Annotated in this window: 1 protein-coding gene; it reads left to right on the forward strand. The window is 72.5% G+C overall.

Annotated elements, in window-relative coordinates; genetic code table 11:
- On the forward strand, positions 1-1,403 hold a 1,403-nt coding region (locus tag EOA32_RS37165), incomplete at both ends, for a hypothetical protein (RefSeq protein ID WP_210214889.1).

Raw genomic sequence — 1,403 nt, forward strand, 5'->3', positions numbered from 1 at the left:
TGGCGGTACTGGAGCGACCGGCGCCACAGGTGCGACCGGAGCCACCGGCGATACCGGAGCAACGGGCTCGACAGGTGCGACCGGAGCCACCGGTGCAACTGGAGCAACCGGCTCGACCGGAGCAACCGGCGCCACGGGTGCGACTGGAGCTACCGGAGCAACTGGCGCGACTGGAGCGACCGGCGCTACGGGTGCGACTGGAGCTACCGGAGCTACCGGCTCGACGGGTGCAACCGGCGCCACCGGTGCGACTGGAGCAACGGGCTCGACAGGTGCGACCGGAGCCACTGGTGCGACTGGAGCAACGGGCTCGACTGGAGCAACGGGTGCCACCGGCTCGACCGGCGCTACCGGCTCGACAGGTGCGACTGGCTCGACCGGAGCAACGGGTGCGACCGGCTCGACCGGAGCGACCGGGGCTACGGGTGCAACCGGCTCGACTGGGTCGACAGGAGCGACCGGGGCTACGGGTGCCACAGGCGCTACCGGCTCCACAGGTGCGACCGGCGCGACCGGAGCAACGGGTGCGACCGGCGCGACCGGCGCAACGGGTGCGACTGGAGCTACCGGAGCAACGGGTGCCACAGGTGCGACCGGCGCGACTGGAGCAACGGGTGCCACCGGCGCAACAGGTGCGACCGGAGCCACCGGCGCGACTGGAGCAACAGGTGCGACCGGCGCCACGGGTGCGACCGGCGCGACTGGAGCAACGGGTGCCACAGGTGCCACCGGCTCGACCGGAGCGACAGGTGCGACTGGAGCAACGGGCGCTACCGGCTCGACGGGTGCGACTGGAGCAACGGGTGCGACCGGCGCCACCGGCGCGACCGGAGCAACAGGTGCGACCGGAGCAACGGGTGCGACCGGAGCCACCGGCGCGACTGGAGCAACGGGTGCCACAGGTGCCACCGGCTCGACCGGAGCGACAGGTGCGACTGGAGCAACGGGCGCTACCGGCTCGACGGGTGCGACTGGAGCAACGGGTGCGACCGGAGCAACGGGTGCGACTGGAGCAACGGGTGCGACTGGAGCTACAGGTGCGACCGGCGCAACGGGTGCCACCGGTGCGACCGGAGCAACAGGTGCGACTGGAGCTACAGGTGCGACCGGCGCCACGGGTGCCACAGGCTCGACTGGGGCGACCGGCGCTACCGGTGCAACCGGCGCGACCGGAGCAACGGGTGCGACTGGCTCGACCGGCGCTACAGGTGCGACCGGAGCGACAGGTGCAACCGGCGCCACGGGTGCGACTGGAGCTACCGGCGCAACGGGTGCCACAGGCTCGACCGGCGCAACCGGCGCCACGGGTGCGACTGGAGCTACCGGAGCTACCGGCTCGACGGGTGCACCCGTAGCGCCGGTCGCTCCGGTCGAGCCGGTTGCTCCGGTCGAGCCCGTTGCTC

The sequence above is a fragment of the Mesorhizobium sp. M1A.F.Ca.ET.072.01.1.1 genome, from assembly GCF_004023325.1.
Lineage (GTDB): Bacteria > Pseudomonadota > Alphaproteobacteria > Rhizobiales > Rhizobiaceae > Mesorhizobium.